Origin of the sequence: Aeromonas sp. 30P, assembly GCF_051919805.1 — a bacterium.
Lineage (GTDB): Bacteria > Pseudomonadota > Gammaproteobacteria > Enterobacterales > Aeromonadaceae > Aeromonas > Aeromonas veronii.
In genome coordinates this window covers 2699498-2715633 of sequence record NZ_JBQBEA010000001.1, presented here as the reverse complement: position 1 = coordinate 2715633, position 16136 = coordinate 2699498, and the positions used below count along the sequence as shown (strand labels likewise).

Below are 16136 nucleotides of genomic sequence, written 5' to 3'. Positions count from 1 at the left end.
CATCGCCCGTGTCACTGTGTCACGGGGCAGGGAAGGGGGAGTAATGAACAGAGATCACTACAGAACACCGAGACCGGTGTTCCAGTACATGGCGGCCCGCTATCCGTTGGTTGTGGACGTTGCGGCCAGTGTCATCAACACCCAGTTGCCCATCTTCATAGACGAGCGCCATAACGCCTTGGCTACGCCGTGGACGTGGTTCGCCATGCCTGGGGAGTATGCGTGGTGCAATCCGCCGTACAGCAACATTGGCCCTTGGGTGGACGCAGCGAACGAGGCCAGAGCGGAAGGCATCGGGACGGTCATGCTGGTCATGCTCGACCAATCGACCGGCTGGTTCAAGAAAGCGAAGGCGACTTGTCAGGAGGTGGTGGTTGTAACAGGCGGGCGCTTGTCCTTCCTGCACCCCGAGACCGGCGAACCGGCGCGAGGCAACAACAAGGGCAGCATGTTCTTGGTGTGGTACCCCTTCGGTCGGGGCGCTATGCAGACGAGCTACGTGGAGCGGGACGCCCTCATGGCCTGCAATGACGATCCATTGCTATCGGTGAAGGTAGCCTCTTCGTTCTAATAGAAAACCCCTCAATCGAGGGGCTTTTTGTTGGTCACTCCATGAAGAACTTAGGGTTTGGGTAGCTTGTCGTGACGTGGCTAATACGGCGCATCTTTTCTTGTGCCAACTTTGGATCTGGTTGGGTGTACCGATTGACGGTATTCACATCAGTGTGTCCCGTATACAACATCACCTCCTTGGCCGTCAGTCCCGCACTTGATTGGGCGGCGGTAATAAAGCGGTGCCGGAATGCGTGGGGGTGGACATGATCACCTAACCCCGCCCGCTTACGATAGCGCAGAATCATCTGGGAAATTTCCCGTGGGTTATGGTAAGTGCAAAAGCGCGTGTACTGGCTTTTCCCTTGGCGAATATGTTCAGCCACCAGATCCATCAATACAGCCTGACACCCCTCAGTCATAACCCTAACCCTGGGTTCGCCTGACTTCACATCGAGGAAGTCGGCTACTGGATTAGAACCGAATCGCAAATCGCATGGGCGTAAATTGAATACCTCACCTCTTCGCCAACCACTTTCAAACAGCAGTCGTATCATCCATATGTGTTTGGTCATGGCAACATTGAGAAGCTGCTGATATTCCTCTTGAGTGATCAGCCTTTTAGGCTTGACCCGCTCACCTCCAATTCGCACTCCGTCAAGATGGTTAAAGCCTCCAATACGAAGAATGCGGCGCAGGTACAGTATGTCGCAGCGTAAGGTGTTGAAGTCGTAGTTTGGTTGTCGAAGGTACTCTTCTACTTTGTTAGGCGTAATGTTGTGAGGCATCAGGGTATTCCGCTTGGCCTGCTTGGTCTCTAAGCTGTCACCTTCACTTACACCACCAAACCAATTGAGTGCTCGATTGAGGCAATACTTGATGAACTCCTTTGTGCTGGGATTTGGGGTTCTGTTCATGTAAGCACAATGCAGCTCGAACACTGTCATCCCCTGACCACCTTTAGATTCGAGTTTCTGCCCCGCCTCCTGTCTTGCAGCCCATAGCTTGGCTTCCTCCATGTTGGCAGCTGTGTGTGTTAACTGCTTGTATTTCCCGTCAATTTTAACACTGACTCGCACCCATACTGTACCGCCAGCCCTCTCCTTGAATGATGCCATTTGATGTCTCCTTGTCATCCTAAACGATACTTTACATTATTATAAAGTAGTCAGGATAGTGTAAATTTGGCTAGTTAAACAAATCAAAAGGTTGTCATCTAAATGATGTTGGATAACTAGCGACATTTAATGCCAGAGCCATCAATCACTTGCGGTTCGCCGCACTCTCTACCAGAGAGTGTGCGCAGAGTCACACTGCACGAAGTGAGAAAAACGTTTGTCCGCTGTGAGCCAGATCCCTATAATACGCGCGTCTCAATTCCCCCCCACTTTAAAACTTGGTGAGAAAGGTCATATGGATATCTTGCGTGGTGCCCCAGCACTGTCTGATTTTCGTGTCCAAAAACTGCTGCAACGCTTCGCACAGATGAGAAACGAGAGTGGAGTAGAGAGCGGAGTAGAGATAGAGGATGTCTATGCCGAGTATGTGCACTTTGCCGAGCTGACAAGCCCACTCTCTCCCCCCGAGCGAGCGACCTTGGGCCAGCTCTTGCGCTACGGCCCGACTATCCCCGAACACACCCCCAGCGGTCAGCTGTTTCTTGTTACCCCCCGCCCCGGCACTATCTCCCCCTGGTCTTCCAAAGCAACCGACATCGCCCACAACTGCGGCCTGAAACAGGTCAAGCGGCTGGAGCGTGGTATCGCCTACTACCTGACCATCAAGGGGCAGGGTGAGCTGAGTGCCGCCCAGCGCAGCGCCATTGCCGCCGTGCTCCATGATCGAATGATGGAAGTGGTGTTTGCCGAGATGAGCGAAGCTGCCGCCCTGTTTGCTCACCACGAGCCGCGCCCCCTCACCCAGGTGGATGTGCTGGGCGGTGGTCGCGCAGCCCTGGCCGAAGCCAACGTGGCGCTCGGTCTGGCGCTGGCCGACGACGAAATCGACTATCTGGTGGAGAACTTCACCAAGTTGGGTCGCAACCCCAACGACATCGAGCTCTACATGTTCGCCCAGGCGAACTCCGAACACTGCCGTCACAAGATCTTCAATGCCGACTGGACCATCGATGGCGAACAGCAGCCCAAGTCGCTGTTCAAGATGATCAAGAACACCTTCGAGCAGACGCCGGATCATGTCCTCTCTGCCTATAAAGACAACGCCGCCGTGATGGAAGGGAGCCAGGGTGGCCGCTTCTTCCCGAGCCCGGCCAACGGCGAATACCAGTATCACCAGGAACAGGTCGACATCCTGATGAAGGTGGAGACCCACAACCACCCGACCGCCATCTCCCCGTTCCCGGGCGCAGCCACTGGCTCCGGCGGCGAAATCCGCGACGAGGGAGCCACCGGTCGCGGTGCCAAGCCCAAGGCGGGCCTGGTCGGTTTCTCAGTCTCCAACCTGCGCATCCCCGGCTTCGAGCAGCCCTGGGAGCAGGATTTCGGCAAGCCGAGCCGTATTGTCAGTGCCTTCGACATCATGCAGGAGGGGCCGCTCGGCGGAGCCGCGTTTAACAACGAGTTCGGCCGTCCGGCCATTCTCGGCTACTTCCGTACCTTCGAAGAGGAGGTGCCGAGCCACAACGGCGTCGAGTTGCGTGGCTACCACAAACCCATCATGCTGGCAGGCGGCATCGGCAACATCCGCACCGAACATGTCCAGAAAGGGGAGATCCCGGTCGGCGCGGCGCTGATCGTGCTGGGCGGCCCGGCGATGAACATCGGTCTGGGCGGTGGTGCCGCATCCTCCATGGCCTCCGGCCAATCAGCCGAAGATCTCGACTTTGCCTCGGTGCAGCGCGACAACCCCGAGATGGAGCGTCGTTGCCAGGAGGTGATCGACCGCTGCTGGCAGCTGGGTGACGATAACCCCATCGTCTTTATCCATGACGTGGGGGCCGGTGGTCTCTCCAACGCCATGCCAGAGCTGGTCAATGATGGTGAGCGCGGCGGTCGCTTTGATTTGCGCGCTATCCAGAGCGACGAGCCGGGCATGAGCCCGCTGGAGATCTGGTGCAACGAATCCCAGGAGCGTTACGTGCTGGCGGTAGCGCAGGACAAGCTGCCATTGTTCAAGGCGCTGTGCGAGCGTGAGCGCGCCCCCTATGCCGTCATCGGCACCGCGACCGAAGAGAAGCATCTGACCCTCTCTGACAGCCACTTTGACAACCAGCCCATCGATCTGCCGCTGGATGTGCTGCTGGGCAAGGCGCCCAAGATGCACCGCGACGTGGTGACCCTGCCTGCCCAAGGCAAAGCGCTTCAGCTCGATGGCATCACTTTGAGTGACGCGGCCGAGCGGGTACTGCGTCTGCCGACTGTGGCGGAGAAATCCTTCCTGATCACCATCGGCGATCGCAGCGTGACTGGCTTGGTCAATCGCGACCAGATGGTTGGTCCCTGGCAGATCCCGGTGGCCGATTGCGCCGTCACCGCTGCCACCTACGACAGCTATCACGGCGAAGCCATGTCCATGGGCGAGCGTACCCCGGTGGCGCTGCTCTCCCACGCCGCCTCCGCTCGCATGGCGGTAGCGGAAGCGCTTACCAACCTGGCGCCGGCTCATATCGGGTCGCTGAAGCGGGTCAAGCTCTCCGCCAACTGGATGGCCGCTGCCGGTCACCCGGGAGAAGATGCCGGGCTCTATGAGGCGGTCAAAGCGGTAGGTGAGGAGCTCTGTCCGGCCTTGGGTATCACCATTCCGGTGGGCAAGGACTCCATGTCCATGAAGACCCGCTGGCAGCAGGATGGCAAGGAGCACAGCGTCACCTCGCCGCTCTCCCTGCTCATCTCCGCCTTTGCCCGGGTCGAGGATGTGCGCAACACGGTTACTCCGCAACTGCGTACCGATCTCGGTGAAACCGACCTGATCCTCGTTGACCTTGGCAATGGCAAGCAGCGCCTCGGCGCCTCGGCGCTGGCGCAGGTCTATCGCCAGCTGGGTGACAAGGCGCCGGACCTCGACAATCCGGTCCAGCTCAAGGGCTTCTTCAACGCCATTCAGGCGCTGGTGGCCGATCGCAAACTGATCGCCTACCACGACCGCTCCGACGGCGGCCTGTTCGTCACCCTGACCGAAATGGCGTTTGCCGGCCACTGCGGCCTCGACATCCAGCTCGATCGCATCGGCGGCGAGCTGCTGCCGGCGCTGTTCAACGAAGAGCTGGGCGCCGTCATTCAGGTGCGCCGCGAAGATAAAGAGGCGGTGATGACCCTGCTGGCCGGTCACGGTCTGGCAGCCTGCTCCCATGTGCTCGGTACCGTGCGCGAAGGGGATCTCATCACCTTGCAGCGGGGCGGTCAGGAGGTCTATCGTGCCAGCCGTACCGCTCTTCGCACCATCTGGGGCGAGACCAGCTGGCAGATGCAGCGCCTGCGCGACAACCCGGCGTGCGCCGACAGTGAGCACGCGGCCCGTCAGGACGCCACCGATCCGGGTCTGCATGCCAAGCTGACTTACAACCCGTCCGAGGATGTGGCTGCTCCCTATATCGCCCGTGGGGTATCCCCCCGTCTGGCGGTGCTGCGCGAGCAGGGAGTCAACTCCCATGTGGAGATGGCGGCGGCGTTCGATCGTGCCGGTTTCGCGGCAGTGGACGTGCACATGAGCGACATTCTCTCCGGTCGCATCAAGCTGGAGGAGTTCCAGACCCTGGTGGCCTGTGGCGGTTTCTCCTACGGTGACGTGCTGGGGGCGGGGGAAGGCTGGGCCAAGTCCATCCTGTTCAATGACAACGCCCGCGAGCAGTTCCAGCGCTTCTTCGAGCGTGGCGATACCCTCTCTCTGGGTGTCTGCAACGGTTGCCAGATGATGTCCAACCTGCGGGATCTCATCCCGGGTGCCGATCTCTGGCCGCGCTTTGTGCGCAACCGCTCCGAGCGCTTCGAGGCCCGCTTCAGTCTGGTTGAGGTGCAGGAGTCCCCATCGGCCTTCTTCGCCGGCATGGCAGGCTCGGTGATGCCCATTGCCGTTTCCCACGGGGAAGGGCGTGTCGAGGTGCGCGATGCCGCTCACCTGAGCGCACTGCAGCAGAGCGGTCTGGTAGGGCTGCGCTTTGTCGACAACCGCGGCAGCGTGACCGAGCAGTACCCGGCCAACCCCAACGGCTCGCCGGATGGTATCACCGCCGTCACTACCACCGACGGTCGCGCCACCATCATGATGCCGCACCCGGAGCGGGTGTTCCGCACCGTGGCCAACTCCTGGCACCCCGACAACTGGGGCGAGGACGGCGCCTGGATGCGGATGTTCCGCAACGCCCGGGTTCGTCTGGGTTAATAGAGACAGCACCAGCGCATAAAAACAGAAACCGGCCAATTGGCCGGTTTTTTTATCCGTGTCGTTACGGCTTGCCGAGCGGTTGGGGGATAAAGTCTCCCCGGTCGAGGATCCGCAGACAGGCATCCACCACATCAGCATCGAGCTGATGGCCGCGCATCTGGATGATCTGCTCACGGGCCTGGGGAATGCCGAGGGCGGCGCGATAGGGGCGATCCGAGGACATGGATTCGACGATATCGGCGACGGTGAGGATGCGGGCCTCCAGCAGGATTTCATCTCCCTTGAGCCCCTGCGGATAGCCGGAGCCATCGAGATACTCGTGGTGCTGGTGGATCATCCGGGCGATGGGCCAGGGGAAGTCGATATCCTTGAGCACCAGATAGCCGATGGCGGGGTGTTCCTTGACCAGCTCGAACTCCAGCGGCGTGAGGCGCTCCGGTTTGGTGAGAATTTCGGCCGGTACCTGGATCTTGCCGATATCGTGCACCATGGCGCCCAGATAGATCCCTCGCAGTCGCTTCTCTTCCAGCCTGAGCTCCCGGCCGATGGCTTGGGCCAGTTTGGCCACATGTTTCTGATGGCCAGCGGTATAGGGATCGCGCTGCTCCAGCACGGCGGCGATGGCACCCAGCGCATCTTCCAATGCCAGCTCCAGCTGGCGGGCATGAAAGATCTTCTCCTGTTGCGAGCGCAGATAAGCCTGCTGGGTATGGCGCGCCTGCAGGCCATAGGTGAGGTAGTCGGTCAGCTGGATGAAGAGCTGCTCCTCCTCCTGGCTGAACAACCGTGGTTGGTCGCTGTGAATGATCAGCGCACCTGCCAGATCCTCCTGCAGTGGCAAGGGGATAAGCAGACGAGATCGCAACGGATGGTGGCCGGTATGGGGCCGCTCGTGGAAGATCACCTGATTGAGACGCCGCTGGTGGAGGATGGCCTGGGTGAGGGCCTCATCGTTCAGCCACAGCGTTTGTTCCGAGGCATCGGCACTGCCTGCCTGCGCCACGATCCTCGGCGGTTGGGCGAGTTCGGGCTGGCCTTGCAGCACTGCGACCAGCGGAAAACGGTCATCGACGGCGATGGCATCGCAGATATCCTGCAGCAGTTGTGGCTCATCGCCCGGTTTGAGCAGGGCGTGGTGGGCGCGGCTGATCGCCTGCTGGGTCCAGCTGTACTGTTGCAGTTTCTCCTGCTGCCACTTCTGCTCGGTAATGTCTTCGAAGAAGACGCCGACCCCCACGATGCTCCCCGCCTCATCACGCAGGGGAAACTTGGTGGTGCTGAGCCAGCGGGCTTCTCCCCCCTTCAGATAGGGCTCTTCGATGTGCTGGTGTATCCCCTTGCGCATGACTCGGGCGTCATCCTCCCGATAGCGTTGTACCAGTTCGGGGGGAAAGAAGTCGCAGTCATTCTTGCCCACCAGTGCCTCTGGGGAGAGGGCGAGATCCGCCGCCAGCAGGCGGTTGCCCGCGATGTAGCTGAATCGGGTGTCTTTGAGCAGCACCCGATAGGGAAGCTGTTCCATCACCTGGGTCAGTAACAGCGCCGAGGAGGGGAGCGCATCGGTCAGTGGGTGGGGGAGTGTACAGGAGGTGAGGAGTTCGGACATCTTATCCCGCCTTGTCTGCAAGTTGACTGATGGGAGGGCCGAAGTGGTAGCCGGTCTGCCAGAGTACGATACAGCTGTTGACCACTTTTTCATCGTAACGGATCCCGGCATAGCGGGTCAGTTCGGCAATGGCGTCACTCAGAGGCATGGCCCGGCGAAACGGGCGATGGGAGGTCATGGCGATCAGCGAGTCGGCCACCCGGATAATGCGCGCCTCCAGGATAATTGCGTTGCCCGCCAGCCCCTGCGGATAGCCGCTGCCATCGAGGTTTTCGTGGTGCTGCAGCACTATGGTGGCGATGGGCCAGGGGAAGTCGATCTGTTTGAGAATATCGTGGCCGGCCTGGGGGTGCTGCTTGATCAGTTCGAACTCCACCAGCCGCAATTCACGTGGGCGGGTGATGATCTCGGTGGGGATCTGCAGCAGGCCGATATTGTGCACCATGGCCGCTAGTCCCAGCGCATCCAGCCGCTCTTGCCGCAGTTGCATGGCCTGCCCGATGGCCAGTGCCAAATCGCGCACCCTCAGCTCATGGCCCGCACTGTTGCGATCCTTGTGGCTGATGGCGCTGGCGAGGGCACTGATGGTCTGGAACAGCAGGTCACGCTGGTGGCGCTCGCTCTCCTTGAGGCGGGTGATGTCGACCAGGGTGCCGATGATGCCGGCAACCATCCCCTGATGGTCATAGAAGAGATCCTTGAAACAGATGACCTGATAGCGCATGCCATTGCGGTCATGCAACTGCTGTTCGATGCACTGGGGCTGGCGACTTCGCAGCAACTCGGCTTCCCGCATGCTGTAGGCCTCGGCAAGCCCGACTGGCAGCAGCTCCTCGACCCGTCGACCCAGCAGCGCCTCCTTGCCGATGCCGATCACCTGATTGAAGGCCTGGTTGCAGCCCAGAAATCGCCCTTCGATATCTTTGTAGAACACCGGGATCGGGATGGCCTTGAGCAGGGATTCGTTGAAGTGTTTCAGATCCTTCAGTTCGGCCTGCTGACGCAGGGCGAGCTGCTCGCTGTCCTTGCAGAGGGAAATGGCGCGGGCCAGGTTGCCGAGCACCGGGCTGAACAGATGGCAGACCGGTACGATCTGCTGATGTGGCTGGGGGGCGAGCAGCAAGATGAGATAACCCCCTTCAACCTTGAGCCGATAGGCAAATTGGTAGGGGCGGCTGCCCGGCAGGGGGAGCGTCTGTTGCAGCAGGCAGTGCTCCTCCTCGCTGACCCACCCGGGCAGGGTCAGGGTGGTGCCGGTGTGCTGACGCAACTGCTCGTCGCCGATCACCTTGAGCAGCTTGTATCCCTCCCGTTGTTGCTGCAATACCGCGCCAACCGGCGTGGCGCAGTGATGCATGAAACGTTGCAGTACCTTGGTGAGCAGCGCATCCAGCGTGACTTCACGCCCGATGCAGAGCGCCAGATCGCAGACGATGGCCATGGCGTGGTCGTTGTTCATATCACTGCCCCGTTACAGAGAATGGCGCCGTTATGAAATTGGGGGTAATCCCCATGGCGCACGCTGCCAATTTCGCCAAGGGAGAGGGCTCCTGCCAGATCGCCGGCCCCCGAGTGGGTCAGCAGGGTGCGCAGCTCGGTCACCGTCTGCTGGTCGAAGTGCAGCTGGCGTCCTGCGCAGTAGTAGACCTCCAGCAAGTGTGCCCGGGTGAGGGTTTGTTGCTGGTTAAGGCGCCTGGCCAGTGAGCAGGCATGTTCGGTGGCACTCTCTGGCGCCTTCAGCAGAGTGAGGATGCTGTGCTCCGCGACCTCGCCGGCGCAGAGCAGGGCGCCGTCATCGTTTGCCTCGACGGGGATCCTGACAATCACATCCCCGTTGGCCCGCAGCAGGCCCAGTGGCATGTGCACCACGAAACGGTAGAGCTCCTCGCGCACAATAGTGTGCTGGAATTGCTGGCGGATCAGCCCCTGATATTTTTGAAAGGCCGGTTGCCAGTCGATGTAGGCAATCTTGTTCGCTTCACTGCTGGTGGCCAGCATTGGTTGTGCCGAGAGTTGATAACCATGTTCCAGAAAGGGAAAGCTGTTGCTGGGCAGCAGCGTGCAGGTGACCCCGTAGGCAAGTTGCCGTTGATTGTCGAACAGGCAGGCAATAGGGGTGAAGCTGCCGCTGCCTGCGTTGGCGCCGGCATAGTTGACGCGATTGGCCAGCTGCAGATAAAGCGCATCCAGAATGGAGGCGATATTGGGAATGAGGTTGTCGAAGGTCAGAAACAGGGTTGGTGGCGGCGAAGGGGTTGGCCAGGTGGCCAGCATGCTTTCCACCTGTTCCGCAATCAGGTGGGCAAGGGATGCTGCGCTGGCCTGCGGTGTCAGGGGCAGCAGTGTGGCGTGATAGGGGTTGGCTCTGGGCAGTAGCCAGGCCCCTTGCGGCAACAATCCTTGCGCACCGATCAGCTGGGGGAAAATGGCGCCATCCAGGGCGATGTTGAAGTCGCGGCACAACTGCTGCAACAGGGGAACCTGCGCGCAATCCTGTTCGGCCAGCAGTATGGTCAGCTTGCCTCCTTGCAAGGGTGCCAGCGTGGCGGCCAGTTCTGTCGGGTTAAATTGGCAAACGTAGTGTTGCTTCATCAATCTGAACTCCATTCCAGAATATAACCAATATATCAATAAGGAATTCAAGAGGGTATGAGGATCTCGCCCGGTTCTGGTTGTATGGCAAAAACCATGATGGGTATCACCCTCGCTGACTTATCTGTCATTTGCGGGCTCGCGGAGTGCGCGATGCTGTCGGGCCGGAAAGAGAAAACCGGCAGCCAAGGCTGCCGGTTTTGCGGGTAATGAGGGGTAGTGACGGTAAAGGTTACTGCAATACCACGTGCTGGAACCCTTGTACCAGGCTGATGACCGGCTGGGGATAGAGCCCCAGCAACACCACCAGCGCTGCAGAGAGCAGCACTACCACACCACCGGAGGAGAGTGCCCAGTCGGCGCTGGCATCGCGCTGCTGCATACCCGGTTCGCGCAGATAGAGGGTTACCATCACCTTGAGGTAGTAGTAGAGACCCAGTGCGCTGCCGAGCACGATGGCACCGGAGAGCCACCAAAGCTGCGCCTCGACGGTGACGCCGATGAGGTAGAACTTGCCGATAAAGCCGAGGGTCATCGGGATGCCCGCGAGTGACAACATCATCACCGTCAGTACGGCAGTCAGATAGGGGCGCTTCCAGAACAGACCACGATAGCTGTGCAGGGAGTCTGCATCCTTGCCGCGATAGGGGCTCGACATCATGCTGACGACGCCAAAGGCGCCGAGGCTGGTGAAGAGATACATCAGCAGGTAGACCCCGGCCGCTTCCACCGGCATCTGGCCGAATCGGCTCGCCACGATCACCGCCAGCAGGTAACCGAAGTGGGAGATGGAGGAGTAACCCAGCATCCGTTTGACGTTGGTCTGCACCAGGGCCAGCAGGTTGCCGACCATGATGGATATGACCGCCATGGCTGCCAGCAGCCAGTGGATCATGGGATCGCTCGCCGCCGGTACCGCCAGATAGAAGCGCAGCAGCACGGCAAAAACCGCCACCTTGCTGACGGTGGCGAGGAAGGTGGCGACCGGTGCCGGGGCACCTTCGTAGACATCCGGGGTCCAGAGGTGGAAGGGGGCCAGGGAGAGTTTAAAGGCAAAGCCGACCAGCATTAACCCCAAACCGCCCATCAGCAGCGGATGGTGAGCCGGGCTCTCGGCCAGGGTCTGCCCCAGGGCAGCAAAGCTCAGGCTGCCAGCCTGTGCATAGAGCAGCGCCATGCCAAACAGCAGGAAGGCGGTGGCGGCGGCAGAGAGCACCATGTATTTCACCGCGGCTTCCAGCGAGTGGCGCTCGCGGTAGGCGTAACCCACCAGACCGAACATTGGCAGGGTCAGCATCTCGATCCCGATAAAGAGAGAGGCGAGGTGACGGGAGCTGGCCAGCACCAGACCACCAGCGGTGGCGATCAGCAGCAGCAGGAAGAACTCCTCCCGGTTGTCCGGGTAGGCTTTCAGCCACGATTGACCGAAGGTGCAGGTGGCCAGGGCGCCGATCAGTACGAGACCCATGTAGAAGACGGCGTAACTGTCCACTTGCAGCAGCGGGGTGACCCCCTGATCCCCTTGCGCCATCACGATGGGCAGCGAGAACAGAGCAAGGTTGAGGCCAACAATGGTCACGGTAAAGGCGGTAGTGACACAGCGGCGCCAGGCGATGGCCAGCATCAGGGCCGCCATGGCCCCGGTGGTCAACAGCAGGGGAAGCAGTGCCAGCAGTTGGGAAGCGGAGAAAGTCATTGCAGGGCTCCAGCAGTCGGCAGCAGATACCAGTGCAGCACGTTGATAAGGCTGCTGCTGGCGGTGTCAATCACGGGTTGGGGATAGAGGCCAAGCAGAACCAGCAGGCCCGCGATCACCATCATCATGGTCAGCTCGCGGCGATCCAGCCCCTTGAGCATGCTCTCATCCTTGGCGGGGCCAAAGCAGGCACGCTGCAACATGATGAGAGAGTAGACCGAGGCCAGCACCAGACCGAAGGTGGCGACCGCCGTGATGACAGGGGCAACCTGGAAGCTGCCGACCAGGATCAGGAACTCGCCAACAAAGTTGCCGGTGCCCGGCATGCCGAGCGACGCTACCGAGAAGAAGAGCATCACGCCGGGCAGATAGCGCAGGCGTCCCCACAGGCCGCCCATCTGGCGCAGATCCCGGGTGTGCAACCGCTCGTAGAGCTGACCGCAGAGGATAAAGAGGCCGGCAGCCGAGAGACCGTGGGCGATCATCTGCACCACGGCGCCCTGCAGGGCCAGCTCGCTACCCGAGTAGATGGCGATCATCACAAAGCCCATGTGGGAGATGCTGGTGTAGGCTACCAGTCGTTTGATGTCGGTCTGGGCAAAGGCCACGATGGCACCGTAGACGATACCGATCAGGCCAAGCACCATGGCGTAGGGAGCAAACTCGGCGGACGCCTCGGGGAAGAGCGGCAAGGCAAAACGCAGCAGACCGTAGGCGGCGGTTTTGAGCAAAATACCTGCCAAATCCACCGAGCCTGCGGTCGGCGCCTGACTGTGGGCATCCGGCAGCCAGCCGTGCAGCGGCACCAGTGGCATCTTGACCGCGAAGGCGATAAAGAAGCCCAGCATCAGCAGCCACTGAACGCCCTTGCTCATCGGGGTATTGAGCAGCTCCAGATAGTTGAAGGTGAAGACACCGGTGGCATGCTGGTGGGTCAGCACCAGCCCGATGATGGCCACCAGCATGATAAGGCCCGAAACCTGGGTGTAGATGAAGAACTTGGTTGCGGCGTTGATCCGTGATTTGCCGTCAGTGACCGAATGGCCCCAGAGCGCAATCAGGAAGTACATGGGGACCAGCATCATCTCCCAGAAGAAGAAGAAGAGGAACAGATCCAGCGCCATAAAGACGCCGAGCACGCCACCCAGGATCCAGAGCAGGTTTAGATGGAAGAAGCCGATGCGTTGCACGATCTCTTTCCACGAACAGAGGATGGCCAGCACCCCGATAAAGCAGGTGAGGATCACCATCAAGAGCGACAGGCCATCCACCGCCAGATGCAAAGAGATGCCGAAGCGGGGGATCCATGGCAGGCGCCACTCGGCGGCCCAGGCGGAGGCAGCACCGGAGACGCCCGTGCTGTCTAGGCCCGTGGTGGCAAGGGAGAAATCACCACTTAGCCAGATGGCACAGGAGAGCAGCAGGCTGGCGCTCATGGAGAGCAGGGCTACCCAGCGGACAAACTGCCCGCCGAGACGCTCCATCTGCCAGCAGAGCAAGCCGCCGATGAAAGGAATTAACAAGATCCAGAGTAAGGTCACGGTATCAGCTCTCGTTCAAGTTCATATGAGATTGCACGCCCTGTTCCATCAAGGTCGGCAAACAGCCCGGCTGTACGATTTTCGTGTTGTTCATCGCGTTTACCCCAGTAGCAGCAGTGCCAGCACCAGTGCGGCACCGATCCCCATGGAAGCGGCATACCAGCGCAACTTGCCGGTGACTGTCCAGGCCAGCAGCTGGTTGCCACGCAGGGCGAACCAGGCGGGCAGGCCCATCATCCAGTCCAGCGGATCCTGTCCGACCAGACGGGTTGCCAGCAGATAGGGTTTGACCCACAGCTGGTCGTAGAGCCAGTCAAAGCCCCAGGCGTTGAACCAGAGGGTGCTGAGCAGGCGACCCGGCGCGCTGTTGGCAATGGAGGTGGCCAGACGGCGCTCACCAAGGAACAGAAATGCAGCCAGCACAATGCCAGCGATGGCGATGATGCCAGAGGCTACCTCCAGCGCATGGCGACCCTCTTCGATATGGTCCCCCGGGCCTGCGGGTAGTACACCTGCCAGTGGCGGGGTGATCAGCGCACCTATGCCGGTAGAAAGCACCAGCAGCACCAGCAGCGGCAGATGGTGAGCCAGACCGTGGCCCGCATGGGCTTTGGTCTGCTCTTTGCCATGGAAGGCGATAAAGATCAGCCGGAAGGTGTAGAGCGAGGTGAGGAATGCCCCTACCAGACCTGCCCACAGCAGCGTGCTTTGGCCCGATGCTTCCACTTGCCACAGGATGGCATCCTTACTGTAGAAACCGGAAGTGACCAGCGGCAACGCCGCCAGCGCCGAGCCACCCACCAGGAAGCAGGCATAGACCAGCGGCAGACTCTTGCGCAGGCCACCCATCTTGAAGATGTTCTGCTCATGGTGGCAGGCAACGATAACGGCACCGGCGGAGAGGAACAGCAGCGCCTTGAAGAAGGCGTGGGTCATCAGGTGGAAGATGGCCCCTTCCCATGCGCCGACACCCAGTGCCAGAAACATGTAGCCAATCTGGCTCATGGTGGAGTAGGCGAGGATCCGCTTGATATCGGTCTGAACCAGCGCGGCAAAGCCTGCCAGCACTAGCGTGATGGCGCCAACCAGCCCGACCAGATGGAGGATCTCTGGCGCCAGCAGGAACAGGCCGTGGGTACGGGCAATCAGGTAGACACCAGCAGTCACCATGGTGGCGGCGTGGATCAGCGCTGAGACAGGGGTCGGGCCTGCCATCGCATCCGCCAGCCAGGTTTGCAGCGGCAGCTGGGCCGATTTGCCGACCGCGCCGCCCAAAAGCATCAGGCAGGCCAGCGACAGGGCAGGGGAGCCCTCGGCAAACAGGGTCGGGGCACGAACCAGCAGCTCGTGGATATTGAGGGTGCCCAGCTCCCGATAGAGGATAAACAGGCCGATGGCGAGGAAGACATCACCCACCCGGGTCACGACAAATGCCTTGAGGGCCGCTGCGCCGTTCTTGCGATCCTTGTAGTAGAAGCCGATCAGCAGATAGCTGCACAGCCCTACCCCTTCCCAGCCGAGGTAGACAAACAGCAGGTCATCGGCCAGCACCAGAAACAGCATGCTGGCGATAAAGAGATTGGTGTAGGTGAAGAAGCGGGAGTAACCCTCTTCCCCGCGCATATACCAGGAGGCGAACAGGTGGATAAAGAAACCGACCCCGGTCACCACCCCCAGCATGGTCAGCGACAGGCCATCCAGTGCCAGCGAGAAGCTCGGGGTAAAGTTGCCCACCGCCATCCATTGCCACAGGCGCTGGACATAGACGCCCCCCTCGGGCGGGTTGCCCAGAAAGTCGATGCCCACCCACAGGGTAGTGAGGGCCGACAGGCCAATGGAGCCTACCCCGATCAGCGCCGAGGTACGCTCACCAAACCGGCCGAGGGAGAAGGCCAACACCAGCCATCCCAGCAGCGGAAATAGAAAAGTCAGATATAAGAGGCTCATCCGCGCATCTCGCTCACAGTGTCCACGTTCAGGGTGTGGTAACGACGATAGAGCAGCAGTAACAGGGCAAGGCCGATACTGGCCTCCGCTGCCGCCAGAGAAATCACCAGGATATACATGATCTGGCCATCGGCCTGGGCCCAGCGGCTACCCGCCACCACAAACGCCAGTGCCGAGGCATTCATCATGATCTCGATACTCATCAGGATGTAGAGCAGGTTGCGGCGGATCAGCAGACCGCACAAGCCGATGCAGAAGAGCACCGCGGCCAGCAAAAGCCCGTGCTCCATGGGGATTCCATTCATTGCTGACCTCCTTCTTGTGCAGAGCGGGATGCTGTGCGGGGGACGGAGAGCACTTCACCGCTCTTCTCTTCCCGACCCAGGTGATAGGCGGTTACCAGACCCGCCAGCAGCAGGATGGAGGCAAGCTCCACCGCCAGCACATAGGGGCCAAAGAGCTCGACACCCACCTGCTTGGCGGTCACCTCGGTCACTCCGATCAGGCCCCCGGTCACCCCGAGAATGCCGTGGGCCAGAAAGCCCAGCAGGATCAGCGAGAGCAGGGCAGGGCACCCCCAGGTCATGGGGGTGAGCCACTTTTTCTCCTGCGCCTGCGCTGAGCCTAGGTTCAGCATCATGACCACAAACACGAACAGCACCATGATGGCGCCTGCGTAGACGATCACCTGCAGGGCGCCGGCAAAGGCGGCACCCAGGCAGAAGAAGATCATGGCCACGGCGATGAGGGAGATGATGAGATTGAGCAGCGCATGCATGGGATTGCTGGTGCTGATCACCCGCAGCGTGCTGTAAATGGCCACCAGGGCCGAGGCATAAAATGCCAGTTCCATGATTGACTC

General features: G+C 60.5%; 11 protein-coding genes. 2 read left to right on the top strand and 9 right to left on the bottom strand.

What is annotated here, in order from left to right:
• Positions 1 to 43: 43 nt before the first annotated feature.
• Entirely contained in the window at positions 44 to 571 is a 528-nt protein-coding gene (locus ACTG2B_RS12525; RefSeq protein WP_139739945.1) for a phage N-6-adenine-methyltransferase, read from the top strand.
• A gap of 34 nt (positions 572 to 605) precedes the next feature.
• On the opposite strand, the gene ACTG2B_RS12520 is transcribed toward ACTG2B_RS12525, so the two are convergent.
• Positions 606 to 1670, bottom strand: coding sequence for a tyrosine-type recombinase/integrase (locus tag ACTG2B_RS12520; RefSeq protein ID WP_162518275.1), 1065 nt, complete (start codon positions 1668 to 1670; stop codon positions 606 to 608).
• A gap of 295 nt (positions 1671 to 1965) precedes the next feature.
• Between ACTG2B_RS12520 and purL the strand changes: the two genes are divergently transcribed.
• A complete protein-coding gene (gene purL, locus ACTG2B_RS12515) occupies positions 1966 to 5889 on the top strand; it encodes a phosphoribosylformylglycinamidine synthase (protein ID WP_439995975.1) in 3924 nt (1307 codons plus the stop codon).
• 64 nt (positions 5890 to 5953) lie between these two features.
• On the opposite strand, the gene ACTG2B_RS12510 is transcribed toward purL, so the two are convergent.
• The 8 genes from ACTG2B_RS12510 to nuoJ form a co-directional block, all read right to left on the bottom strand.
• Positions 5954 to 7498 (bottom strand): HD domain-containing phosphohydrolase, encoded by a 1545-nt coding sequence (locus ACTG2B_RS12510; RefSeq protein ID WP_439995974.1) that lies wholly within the window; start codon positions 7496 to 7498, stop codon positions 5954 to 5956.
• A gap of 1 nt (position 7499) precedes the next feature.
• Positions 7500 to 8957: an HD domain-containing phosphohydrolase gene (locus ACTG2B_RS12505; RefSeq protein ID WP_439995972.1), complete on the bottom strand. Its 1458-nt coding sequence runs from the start codon at positions 8955 to 8957 to the stop codon at positions 7500 to 7502.
• On the bottom strand, positions 8954 to 10090 hold the full coding sequence (locus ACTG2B_RS12500; protein ID WP_439995970.1) for an FIST signal transduction protein: 1137 nt from the start codon (positions 10088 to 10090) through the stop codon (positions 8954 to 8956). Before ACTG2B_RS12500 ends, ACTG2B_RS12505 begins: the two co-directional genes overlap by 4 nt.
• A gap of 232 nt (positions 10091 to 10322) precedes the next feature.
• Complete coding sequence (nuoN, locus tag ACTG2B_RS12495; RefSeq protein ID WP_236375720.1) at positions 10323 to 11786, bottom strand: NADH-quinone oxidoreductase subunit NuoN; 1464 nt, start codon at positions 11784 to 11786, stop codon at positions 10323 to 10325.
• On the bottom strand, positions 11783 to 13327 hold the full coding sequence (gene nuoM / locus ACTG2B_RS12490; protein WP_236284518.1) for an NADH-quinone oxidoreductase subunit M: 1545 nt from the start codon (positions 13325 to 13327) through the stop codon (positions 11783 to 11785). The genes nuoN and nuoM overlap by 4 nt, the downstream gene beginning before the upstream one ends.
• Positions 13328 to 13426: 99 nt before the next feature.
• The gene (gene nuoL, locus ACTG2B_RS12485; RefSeq protein ID WP_439995967.1) at positions 13427 to 15274 is read right to left on the bottom strand and encodes an NADH-quinone oxidoreductase subunit L; all 1848 of its coding nucleotides are present in this window, start codon (positions 15272 to 15274) and stop codon (positions 13427 to 13429) included.
• Positions 15271 to 15579 carry an NADH-quinone oxidoreductase subunit NuoK gene (gene nuoK / locus ACTG2B_RS12480; protein WP_005337247.1) on the bottom strand — a complete coding sequence of 103 codons (309 nt, stop codon included), beginning with the start codon at positions 15577 to 15579 and terminating at the stop codon, positions 15271 to 15273. Before nuoK ends, nuoL begins: the two co-directional genes overlap by 4 nt.
• Entirely contained in the window at positions 15576 to 16127 is a 552-nt protein-coding gene (gene nuoJ / locus ACTG2B_RS12475) for an NADH-quinone oxidoreductase subunit J (RefSeq protein WP_439995965.1), read from the bottom strand. Before nuoJ ends, nuoK begins: the two co-directional genes overlap by 4 nt.
• Positions 16128 to 16136: the final 9 nt, after the last annotated feature.

What these genes read in the sequence shown, in the direction of transcription:
- ACTG2B_RS12520 (WP_162518275.1), bottom strand. Translation starts at nt 1,670, where the DNA reads ATGGCATCATTCAAGGAGAGGGCTGGCGGTACAGTATGGGTGCGAGTC.
- nuoK (WP_005337247.1), bottom strand. Translation starts at nt 15,579, where the DNA reads ATGAATGGAATCCCCATGGAGCACGGGCTTTTGCTGGCCGCGGTGCTC.
- ACTG2B_RS12500 (WP_439995970.1), bottom strand. Translation starts at nt 10,090, where the DNA reads ATGAAGCAACACTACGTTTGCCAATTTAACCCGACAGAACTGGCCGCC.
- nuoL (WP_439995967.1), bottom strand. Translation starts at nt 15,274, where the DNA reads ATGAGCCTCTTATATCTGACTTTTCTATTTCCGCTGCTGGGATGGCTG.
- ACTG2B_RS12510 (WP_439995974.1), bottom strand. Translation starts at nt 7,498, where the DNA reads ATGTCCGAACTCCTCACCTCCTGTACACTCCCCCACCCACTGACCGAT.
- ACTG2B_RS12505 (WP_439995972.1), bottom strand. Translation starts at nt 8,957, where the DNA reads ATGAACAACGACCACGCCATGGCCATCGTCTGCGATCTGGCGCTCTGC.
- ACTG2B_RS12525 (WP_139739945.1), top strand. Translation starts at nt 44, where the DNA reads ATGAACAGAGATCACTACAGAACACCGAGACCGGTGTTCCAGTACATG.
- nuoJ (WP_439995965.1), bottom strand. Translation starts at nt 16,127, where the DNA reads ATGGAACTGGCATTTTATGCCTCGGCCCTGGTGGCCATTTACAGCACG.
- purL (WP_439995975.1), top strand. Translation starts at nt 1,966, where the DNA reads ATGGATATCTTGCGTGGTGCCCCAGCACTGTCTGATTTTCGTGTCCAA.
- nuoN (WP_236375720.1), bottom strand. Translation starts at nt 11,786, where the DNA reads ATGACTTTCTCCGCTTCCCAACTGCTGGCACTGCTTCCCCTGCTGTTG.